The following is a 10508-nucleotide window of genomic DNA, read 5'->3' on the forward strand; positions in this document are numbered from 1 at the left end:
AAATTTTGCGCTATCCCCTGCAATCCCCCAACAAACAAATCACCGTATCTTTATCAAACTCTGCGGATTTTTCGGGATAATCAGTAGTAAAATGCAGTCCGCGGCTTTCTTTTCGGGAAAGAGCACAACGAATAACGAGTTCGGCGACGCAGGCAATGTTTCTTAACTCCAAAACGGGTGTGCAGATTTTTGTTTTTTTGTAAAATTCTTCTATTTCTTCGCGAATAAGGCAAATTCTTTTTAATGCTCTTTCCAATCGAATATTATTTCGCACAATTCCTACATAATTCCACATTATTTTTTGAATTTCGTCGAGATTATGCGAAATCAAAACCCATTCGTCTGCAAATTCGGTGCCGCTGTCGTCCCATTTTTTTATTAGATTTTCGTCAATGATTTCGCCTGTTTTACTCGCGATTTTATCGACCGTCCGCTTAGAAAAAACCATTGCTTCCGCAAGCGAATTTGAAGCGAGACGATTTGCCCCGTGTACTCCCGAACAAGCGCACTCTCCGACCGCATAGAGGTTATTTATATTGGTTTCGCCGTCCAAATTCACCTCTATTCCGCCGCAACAATAATGAAATGCAGGAACTACGGGTATCATTTCTTTGGTGATGTCTATGCCGAATTTTAAGCATTGCGCGTAAATCAGCGGAAAATTTTGGATTAAATCTTGCGGCGACGCGTGGCGAATATCCAAAAACACGCAATTTTCGCCGTTTGCTTTCATTTCTTTGTCGATTGCCCGCGCAACAACATCGCGAGGCGCCAGAGATTGCATTTCGTGATATTTCTGCATAAATTCTTTCCCGTCGCGGTTTTTTAGCACTGCACCAAAGCCACGAAGCGCCTCCGAAATCAAAAACGATTTCGCGTCCTGATGATAAAGCGTTGTCGGGTGAAATTGCACAAACTCCAAATTTGCGATTTTCGCTCCCGCTCGCCAAGCCGCCGAAACTCCGTCTCCCGTTGCGCATTTCGGGTTGGTGGAATGGAGATAAACTTCACCAATTCCGCCCGTTGCCAAAACCGTAGATTTTGCGCGAATTTCTATAATTTCGCCGACTTTTCTATCCAAAACGTATGCGCCGAAACAGCCGTTTTTCGACGAATTTATTAAATGGTGCTCGGTTATAAGTTCGATAAGCGTGTGATATTCCAAAAGCGTGATTTTAGGTTCGGATTTTGCGACTTCGAGAAGCGTTTTATTTATTTCCAAGCCCGTTTGGTCTTTGGCGTGAACAACCCTTTTTGCGCGATGACCGCCCTCACACCCCAAATCTAAATTTTCCCAAGCGGCGGACGATGATGATTTTGAAAATTTCGCACCAAGCCTGACAATGTCTTTTATTGCGTCGGCGGCATTCCGAGCCAAATATTCGACCGCGTCAATTTTACATAGCCCGCCTCCCGTGTCAAGCGTATCGGAAACGTGAAGTTCAACGCTGTCGCTCGGAGACAAAACCGCCGCAACTCCGCCCTGAGCATGCCGCGTATTGCTGTCGTCAAACGCATTTTTGCAAATAACCACGCTCGAAATCCCTTTGTTCGCGGCATAAATCGCGGTCGATAGCCCCGCCCCGCCGCTTCCGATTATCAGTAGGTCTGTAGTTTTCATAAATATTTCCCGGTTTTTAAGCCAAAGTTTCACCGGAAAATACATTTTCCCGATTACTTGTTGCAACAATTTAGTATTTTCACCTACGAATAATTAGAAAATCGAACGGAAATTAAAGTTTTATGACAAAATACATAATAAAACGAATACTGACAACAATACCGCTACTTTTTGCGGTGTCGTTTATTTCGTTTTTCTTTATTCGACTGGCGCCGGGTGATATGTTGGCGCCGTATCGGGCTAATCCGCAGATTTCGCAGGAAACTATTATCGCGCTCGAACAGCGTTTTCATTTGGATAAGCCGCTTGTTGTTCAATACGGGTATTGGCTGAAAAACGTGCTTCGCGGCGATTTGGGCTTTTCGTTCCTTAAAAGAGAGCAAGTTTCTACGGTTATAGGCAGTCGAATGGTGAATACGCTCATATTGGCGCTTTTTTCGATTTTTATAACTTGGACGGTCGCCATACCGCTGGGAATTTACGCCGCCGTCCATCAATATAAACCCATAGACGGCTTTCTTTCGTTTATATCTTATATCGGGATTTCGTTTCCGAATTTCTTTTTGGCGCTTTTGCTTTTGGCGGCGATTTCGGTAATGCCCGAACTTCCGATTATCGGAAAACTGCCGCTGGGAGGAATGAAATCGCCCAACCACGACGAACTAACGCTTATAGGACAATTTTTCGACGTCTTAAAACATCTGCTTGTGCCGGGGATTGTTCTGGCAACGGCTTCTATGGCGGGATTACAGCGGATTATGCGCGGAAATATGCTCGAAGAATTGCGCCAGCGATACATTACAACCGCGCGCGCGAAAGGGCTTCCCGAAAACAAAGTGGTTTACAAACACGCCCTGCGAAACGCAATAAATCCGCTTATTACAATATTCGGATACGAATTTTCGGCGATACTTTCGGGGGCGGCGCTCACGGAAATCATAACGGGCTACCCCGGGCTCGGCTCGGTAATGCTCGACGCCGTCCGCGCGCAAGACCAGTTTCTGATAATGGGAAATATGCTGATGAGCGGCGTTTTGCTTATCTGCGGAAACCTGCTTTCGGACATCTTGCTCGCCGTTTGCGACCCGCGCGTAAAACTTAGTTAAAATATGCAAATTTATGATTTTTGTGATTTTTTTGTAAATTTCGCCTTTGCAAGTATTGAATATATTATTTTATGTTGTGAAAAATCACAAACTAACCAAATAATTGGAGAGAAATATGAAAAAAATATTATTAAGTCTTTTGGTTCTCGCAATGGCGGGATTAACTTATGCAAGCAACTTACCTATGTCGAAACAAGCGACTTTGGTCGAAGTTTTTTCGCCGTCCGAAATTTCGATTAACGCGGTGGGCTTGGGCAGAAACGAAAGAGCGGCTACAATCGACCTGCAAAAAGCGGCGGTTTGGTTTGCGCTTTACGGCGGAACAGACCCGCTTCTTAACAACGAACAAGCGATAAATAATTTTGCGCCGAACCAAGAAGCGTTTTTCGCGGACGTTTCGCGCTTTATCACATTCAGAGCGGAGCGGGCTATTTCTTCAACAAGGGCGCGTTTGCCCGACACGGGACGAAACGGCTTTCGCATAACCAAAAACGTCCGTGTAAATGTTGCAATGCTCCGCGCAGAACTCGAAAGAATGGGCGTTTTGATTGCCAGAGCGGATTTAGCGGCGCAGGTTGGACTTCCTATGATTATGGTAATCCCCGAAACACCGAGCGGTCAAACCCCGCTTCAGGTATTTGAGGCAAATCCTCTTGCACGTCAGGCGGCGGGCGTTATAGAAAGTTTCCTTACGGCGCGCAGATATGACGTTATTGTTCCGCGCGCGGCAGAACAGTTAAACGATTTGGCAAGCGTTCAGTCGCAACTTCGCGGCAATGAAGTCGATATTGCATACCAGCTTTCTTTGGCTTTGGGCGCGGACGTTTATATAACGTTTTCGGGTCAAGTCGATAACAATCAGGCGCGAGTTGTAATACGCGCTTACGAAACCACAACCGCTCGCCTTTTGGGAACGGAAACAGGATTTTCGGAAAGACGTCCCGGTGCGTCGCAAGAGGCATTGGTCGAAGAAGCGATTAACGGCGCAATCCAAAACGTTCTTGCAAGAATTACGGAATTTTGGATTGAGGACACAAGACGCGGAATTCAATACAAATTGATTTTGAACGTCATTGGCAGTTTTTCACAAAGACAACTTACCGATTTGCAATTTGCAGTTTCGGACGCTGTTTCGGAGATGTTCAGCACTTCGCGCGAAGTAATTATAACCGACGCAACTATGGACTATTTGGTCTGGACGACAAACCCGCAACTTAACAGTTCTATGAATATTTTCAGAGAATTGAGAAACCGTCTTGAGCGTTTCACGGATGTTCAGCGTATAAATATAAACCGCAAACTTATTATTTTGGGGTTGGATAATCCGTAATTTATGCTGACCATTACAACTGAAGACGGCTGTAAATTGCCGAAAATTAGTAAAACCGCTCTGCGTTCTCTCTGCAAAAAAGTATATTTGGGAGAGAACGTGAGCCAAAAACAGGACATAGACCTGATTTTTTGTACGGAAGATACAATAAAACGACTCAACCGCGACTACCGAAAAAAAGACAGAATTACCGACGTTTTATCGTTTCGATTTAATGAATTTGACTATTTGGGAGAGATATATATCTGCGTGCAACGCGCAGATGAGCAACGAAAAGAATACGTCCTTACTTTAGACGAAGAGTTGCAAAGGTTGTTTGTCCACGGACTTTTTCACCTTTTGGGTTTTGACCACGAAACCGAAGATGAGCGAAAAGAGATGGAGCGTTGCGAAAAAAAATACATTGACTTTGAAAAGGAGTAATATTTGGAGCCACCGAGTTTGCCTCTATTTTATTTAATAACTGCTGCGGTTTTTAACTGCATTTACATTTCTCTTCTATCTTCGACCAAAATCGTTTTGGGGCAAGTAGAAAATTACAAAAACAAAGTTGTTGATAATCGCATTTTGCACATTATCAAAAATGTCGAGGAAATCCTCGAAAACCGAATGAAATTTGCAATGGTTGTATCGTTCGCAAAGTCGGTAGCGGTCGCACTTTTGGGAATTTTATTTTACCTCATTGCAGAGGCGATATTTCCGCAACCCCAATATCTTTGGAAGAGACTTTTAGGCTGTACGATAACAACAGCGATTATTGCAGGATTTATGTGCTACTCAATTCCGCGCGCATTTGCAATTAAATACGCAAGTCCCCTGCTTGCGCCGATTTACATTTTCTACAACATAAACCGAATAATCTTAACAGTCTCATTAGTGGTGCCTGCTATGTATTTGGTGTTGAATTCATTACTTAAAGCGATGAATTACGAAGAAAAATACAGCTTTTTAACCTCAAAAGAATTAAATAAGCTAAATGAGCCTTCCGACTCCGAAACCTGTTTGGAAAAAGAAGGAAAAGATATGATAAACAATATCTTTGAATTCAGCGAAACCTGCGCAAAAGAGATTATGGTGCCGCGAATTGACGTTGTAGCGATTTCGATAAAAGCCACCCTCAAAGAAACGCTCGACCAAATGAGCGAAAAAGGACATTCGCGCATACCCGTGTACGAAGATACTATCGACTCTGTCGTCGGAATTCTGAATGTAAAAGACCTTGTGAAATGGGTTTCCAAAGCCGAAACTCTGAGCAATGAAAACTGGTCGCTTCGTCAAGTTATAAGAGAGCCGTATTACATTCCCGCAAGCAAGTCGCTGACTAATCTGATGGAAGATATGAAGAAAAAACGTTGCCACATTGCCATAGTTGTGGACGAATACGGCGGAACGGCGGGAATTGTCACAATGGAAGACATTATCGAGGAAATAGTCGGCGACATAGAAGACGAACACGACGAAGAAGCGTCATCGGTACAAAAGATTGACGAGCGGACATTTTTAGTTGACCCGCACATAGAACTTGACGATTTGGAGCAAAAAATTCATACGCGTTTCGACTATGACGACGGCAAAGACTACAACACCTTGGGCGGACTTTTTTATCACGAACACGGAAGCGTGCCTAAACAGGGAACAGAGCTTGTGTTTAAAGGTATTTCATTGATAATTTCAAAAATGGACGCTCAGAGAATTGAAGAGATTAAGATAGTTCTGCCCGAAAATGGCGACAATTCCGAAATTGATAATCATCTAAAAGCAGATAAATGACGTGAATAAAATAAGTAAGGGCGGGTTTCAAACCCGCCCCTACACGCATACACATTTCAGACCCGCCCCTACGGAAAATCATTCGTGTTTTTTTAGATTTCGCAAGAAGTCTAATATATCACACATTATCCAGTAAGCCTAATTTCTCGGCGGCGATTTTTGCCGCCAGTTGACCTGCGCATTTTTTAGAATTACCGCTTGCAGTTCCGTATTTTTTTCCGTCGATTTCTATTTCTACGGTGAATATTTTGCAGTGGTCGGGACCGCTTTGTGAAATTATGTCGTATTTTACGTCTGAAATTTTGTTTTTCTGAGCGTATTCTAAAACAATTGCTTTGTAATTTATGTTATCTTCGCACTCTACAAGCATTTCTATCTGCGGAAAAAGTTTATCTTTCAAAACTTTACGCACGCTGTCTATTCCGCTATCCAGATAAATTGCCGCAATAAGCGCTTCTAAAGCGTTTGAAGAAACGTCTGTTTTTACACTTTTTAGTTTTTCGTAGCTTTTACCCAAAATCATCGCGTCCATAATGTTCATACTCTCTGCGATTTCTCCGATAATTTTTCGGCTGACAATAAGCGACTTTATTTTGCTGATTTCCCCTTCGGTGTATTTGGGATAACGGATATACAATTCTTCAATAAGCAGAAAAGCAAGTATTGAATCGCCCAAAAGTTCCAAGCGTTCGTTTGAGCCGAGCGCGGCATTATCCTTTTCGGGCACAATAGCCGATTTGTGAGTAAGCGCGTGAAAAAGCAGACCGATGTTTCTGAAATTATAGCCGAGCGCCTTTTGAAGTTCGCCTATGTTTTTGGCTAAATCGCCGCCGACAATATCTACAGAGTATTTTTTTTGAGTATAACTTAAAATTACATTATTTATCTTCTCAAAAAAATTACCCTGCTTCATTATTCTGTTTCTTAACTAACCGACAAATTTTTTTACGATTAAAGAACAGTTATGTCCGCCAAAACCAAACAAATTACACATTCCCGCGTTTACAATTTTGCTTTTTGACTTGTTCGGAGTGTAATCAAGCGTTAATTCGGGGTCTGGTGTTTCGTAGTTTATTGTGGGTGGTATGATGTCCTCGGAAACAGTTTTTGTTAATGCTACAAAAGCAGTTCCGCCCGCGGCGCCGAGCAAGTGTCCCGTCATTGATTTTATTGAACTGATAGACAATTTTTGCGCGTGGTCGCCAAATACTTTTTGTATGGCAATCGTTTCGTTTCTGTCGTTATGCGGGGTCGATGTCCCGTGTGCCGAAATGTAATCGATGTCTGTTGTTTGCATACCTGCGGTTTTCAGCGCCATTTTCATTACTCGCTGTGCGCCTTCTCCTTCGGGAGCAGGACTGCTGAGGTGATACGCGTCGCCTGTTGCGCCGTAGCCTACTATTTCCGCGTATATTTTTGCGCCGCGTTTTTGTGCGTGTTCGAGCGTTTCCAAAACGCAAACTCCTGCGCCTTCGCCCATTACAAAACCATCTCTGTTAAGGTCGAAGGGAGAACTTGCTTTTTGCGGAATTTCGTTTCGGGTGCTCATTGCTTTCATTGCGCAAAAACCTGCAAAGCCAAGACGTGTCAGCGATGCCTCCGTGCCGCCGCAAACGCAAGCATCCATCATTCCCGCTCTCAGTGCAAGCATAGCGTCGCCAATTCCGTGCGCGCCCGAAGCACAGGCAGATACTACGCAGTAATTGGGTCCCTTAAATCCGTATTTCATTGAAACCATACCGCTTGCCATATCCGCAATCATCATAGGAATAAAGAATGCCGAAACACGACGAGGTCCTTTTTCGAGAAGTTTGCCTGCCTCGGTTTCGAGGTAATTAAGACCGCCTATACCCGACGAAATAATTACGCCCACTCTTTCGGGGTCAATACTTGCGTCCATAAGATTTGCGTCTTTTACCGCTTCTTCGCTTGCGGCAATCGCGTGAAGAATGAAGCGGTCTGTTCTGTTAACTTCTTTTGCATCAACAAAATCTTCAAAATTAACGCCTCTTACTTCGCCGCCGATTTTTGTCGGCAAGTCCGAAGTGTCAAACAAAGATATATTATCTATTCCGCTTTTTCCGTTTTTGAGAGAATCCCAAAAATCCGCCACATTGTTTCCGCAGGGATTTACAGTTCCCAACCCTGTAATCACTATTCTTTGGTTCATTTTATAGTTCTCCTTTTCTTTATACTGATTTAATTGGTTTCTCCGCTTTTCAGACGATCAAGCCCTCTTTGAACCGCGTCTTTAACTTCCTGCGAGTATTCGAGTGATTGGAGTATTTTGTCCGTATTCATTGTGAAACTCGAAAGCGAATCCAAATGGTTTGCGTCCTTAAAAAATTCTTTCCATACATATACGAAACCGTCGTTAAGTTGCTGTTCGGTTGTATGTTTCGGCTTAAAAACGACGTTTGCCGCGTTGTATTTCGACCAATCTATAGGCATATACAGACGATTTTCAGCCTGCAAACGTTTGAACATCGGAGTGTTGGGCCAAGGAGTTGCTATAAAAAACTCCGCCGTTTTAACATTGGCTACACGACAAAACTCCAAAATTTTGTCGAACTGGTCTTCGTGGCAACAATCAAATCCTACCGCAAACGAGCCGAAAAATCTTATGCCTCTGTCTTCGAGTTGTTTAACCAAATCCACGCATTTGTTCCAGACGTTTTTGTCGCCTTCGTAAAAGCGCGCGCTGAAAGGGTCGCTTGCAAAAACGGTGTACATACTTTTTGCGCCCGCTTCGGAAATTTTATCCAAAAATTCGGGATTGCTGTTCATTGCAGGCGAGCAGGAAAGGAACATTTTTACGTTGAAATCCTTGATTTTGTCGCACAATTCCATAACGTATTTTGTTATTCGCGGACGGTTCAGCATTATCATATCGTCGGTGACATAAAACTCTTGTCCGCTCAGTTCGCGAATGTCTTCCACTACCTCGTCCATCGGGCGAAGACGTGTGCGCTCCCCCTGATAAATCGGGATATTGCACCATTCGCAACTAAAAGGACAGCCGCGCGTGACACTAACAAGCGAGGCGTGCCAATCGTATTTTTTTTCTACTTCAAAAATTCCTTTTTTGGGACGAACGATTTCTTCGGGTGTCGGAAAATCCGCCGCCTGATAGCGAGGTTTAAGCCGTCCTTTTCTGTAATCGTCTATTTGCTCCAAAAATACGGTGTCGCCCTCCCCTACCGTAAGCGAAGTGCAATGCGGTTGAACATCGTCGGGGATCATTGAGGGGTGCATTCCGCCCATAAATACAGTTTTTCCCAGAGACAGGAATTTATCGCCGAGTTCGTAAGCCTTAGCCGCCTGCGGAGTAAAAAAACTTATTGCGATAATATCGCTGTCGTCGTTAAAATTTATCTCTTCGACGTTTTGGTCTTGGATATGATACTGAATGTCGGACTGAGAGTCGCATAGCTTTGCCAAAATCGGGATAGCCATTGACGGCGGCATAGTGTATGCCCAAGTAGCCGCTATGGCGGGAAACTCTGCAAGTTCGGGTCTTGCCTCTAAGAATTTGTAAAATTTCGGATATATGAATTTTATTTTTATCATAGTTATTAAATCCGTATTCCCCTTTCGGCGTAAAATTTCCGTGCATAAAATACGTTATTGCACAAGGCGTTTGTGATTTTTTATTAAAAATACAACGTTTTTGTGATTTTTCTTCATAAAAAAAGAACAAACATTATCATCTGCAAGGTTTTTTCACATACTATTCAATAGTTAATCCGTAAATACAGTCGTCATAAAGAAAGTTTAACAGTTTCTCGTCGTTGCCCGAATTGTAATAATCTGTTAAATGCTTATTGAAAGCAGGAATGCTCACTTCTTTAATCTTAAAAATACCCGCTCCGTTCATTATCAGAATTTTATTTGCGGCAAGAGTAGCAGTTCGTTTGTTCCCGTCCCAAAACAATTGGCTTCTTGTTATATATGCAAACATTTTTAATGCTTTTTCGGTATGAGAAACTTCTGCCCTTAATATTTTGCCGATTTCTTCTGCCACTTTCTCCTCAGTCGGAATTGCGGGAATATAATCTGTCCCCGAAATACCGACGTTTCCTTTTCTTAAAGTTCCCCATTCAAGCGACTCATTTCTGCTTATATGCTCATTTATTTTACAGATATACTCCGGCACAAGTTCGTCTTGTGCTGTTTTCATTACAAATCGCCAAGCGTCTCTCAGGTTTAAAATTGTAGTAATATCATCAAGGGTAATGCTCGGAATATTAACTCCGTCTAAAATTGTCTGAGTTTCAGGAAAAGTAGTGTTTAGTCCCTCAAGTTTCGCACTGCAATATATATTTTCGACTAATTGTTTTTTAGCCAAAAAAATGTTTTGTTCTATTGTTAGCTTATATTTATCTTTCATTTTCTCTCCTTCTGCCGCTATTTATCCGATAAAATAATATTTGGGCGACGCTTGCCTCTCATTTTTCTCGTTTTTCTGCGAAAATGCGTTATTTCTTCATAAAAAAAAGAACAGACGGCAACAACTCCGTCTGTTCTTTTGGGAAATAAGAGGCAAACACAAAATAACAAAAAAGTGTCTGCCCCTATGAAGATGGTGCAAAATAACAACAGAAAGCACCGCCCCCAATAGAGCGAATATAAAAACATGGAATATACTCGCTCCTTTTTTGGAGTTTGCGCAACATGGAGA

General features: G+C 42.8%; 9 protein-coding genes. 4 read left to right on the forward strand and 5 right to left on the reverse strand.

What is annotated here, in order from left to right; all coding sequences use genetic code 11:
* Positions 1 to 10: 10 nt before the first annotated feature.
* Positions 11 to 1621, reverse strand: a complete 1611-nt coding sequence (nadB, locus tag FWE23_07785) for an L-aspartate oxidase (GenBank protein ID MCL2845332.1) — start codon at positions 1619 to 1621, stop codon at positions 11 to 13.
* A gap of 122 nt (positions 1622 to 1743) precedes the next feature.
* Here nadB and FWE23_07790 point away from each other — a divergent pair, with 122 nt between their 5' ends.
* The 4 genes from FWE23_07790 to FWE23_07805 all read left to right on the forward strand — a co-directional run bounded on the left by FWE23_07790 (position 1744) and on the right by FWE23_07805 (position 5827).
* Positions 1744 to 2727, forward strand: coding sequence for an ABC transporter permease (locus FWE23_07790; protein MCL2845333.1), 984 nt, complete (start codon positions 1744 to 1746; stop codon positions 2725 to 2727).
* A gap of 115 nt (positions 2728 to 2842) precedes the next feature.
* A complete protein-coding gene (locus FWE23_07795; protein ID MCL2845334.1) occupies positions 2843 to 4057 on the forward strand; it encodes a DUF6175 family protein in 1215 nt (404 codons plus the stop codon).
* A 3-nt stretch (positions 4058 to 4060) separates the two neighbouring features.
* Positions 4061 to 4480, forward strand: a complete 420-nt coding sequence (gene ybeY / locus FWE23_07800; GenBank protein MCL2845335.1) for an rRNA maturation RNase YbeY — start codon at positions 4061 to 4063, stop codon at positions 4478 to 4480.
* Between the two features lie 3 nt (positions 4481 to 4483).
* Complete coding sequence (locus FWE23_07805) at positions 4484 to 5827, forward strand: hemolysin family protein (protein ID MCL2845336.1); 1344 nt, start codon at positions 4484 to 4486, stop codon at positions 5825 to 5827.
* Positions 5828 to 5945: 118 nt separating this feature from the next.
* Here FWE23_07805 and rnc read toward each other — a convergent pair whose 3' ends face one another.
* From rnc to FWE23_07825, 4 genes are all read right to left on the reverse strand, one after another.
* A complete protein-coding gene (rnc, locus tag FWE23_07810; protein ID MCL2845337.1) occupies positions 5946 to 6740 on the reverse strand; it encodes a ribonuclease III in 795 nt (264 codons plus the stop codon).
* Between the two features lie 15 nt (positions 6741 to 6755).
* A complete protein-coding gene (gene fabF / locus FWE23_07815; protein ID MCL2845338.1) occupies positions 6756 to 7997 on the reverse strand; it encodes a beta-ketoacyl-ACP synthase II in 1242 nt (413 codons plus the stop codon).
* Between the two features lie 29 nt (positions 7998 to 8026).
* A complete protein-coding gene (locus FWE23_07820; GenBank protein MCL2845339.1) occupies positions 8027 to 9397 on the reverse strand; it encodes a radical SAM protein in 1371 nt (456 codons plus the stop codon).
* A gap of 160 nt (positions 9398 to 9557) precedes the next feature.
* Positions 9558 to 10217: a Fic family protein gene (locus FWE23_07825; protein ID MCL2845340.1), complete on the reverse strand. Its 660-nt coding sequence runs from the start codon at positions 10215 to 10217 to the stop codon at positions 9558 to 9560.
* Positions 10218 to 10508 lie beyond the last annotated feature (291 nt).

It is taken from the genome of Chitinivibrionia bacterium (genome assembly GCA_009779925.1).
Lineage (GTDB): Bacteria > Fibrobacterota > Chitinivibrionia > Chitinivibrionales > Chitinivibrionaceae > WRFX01.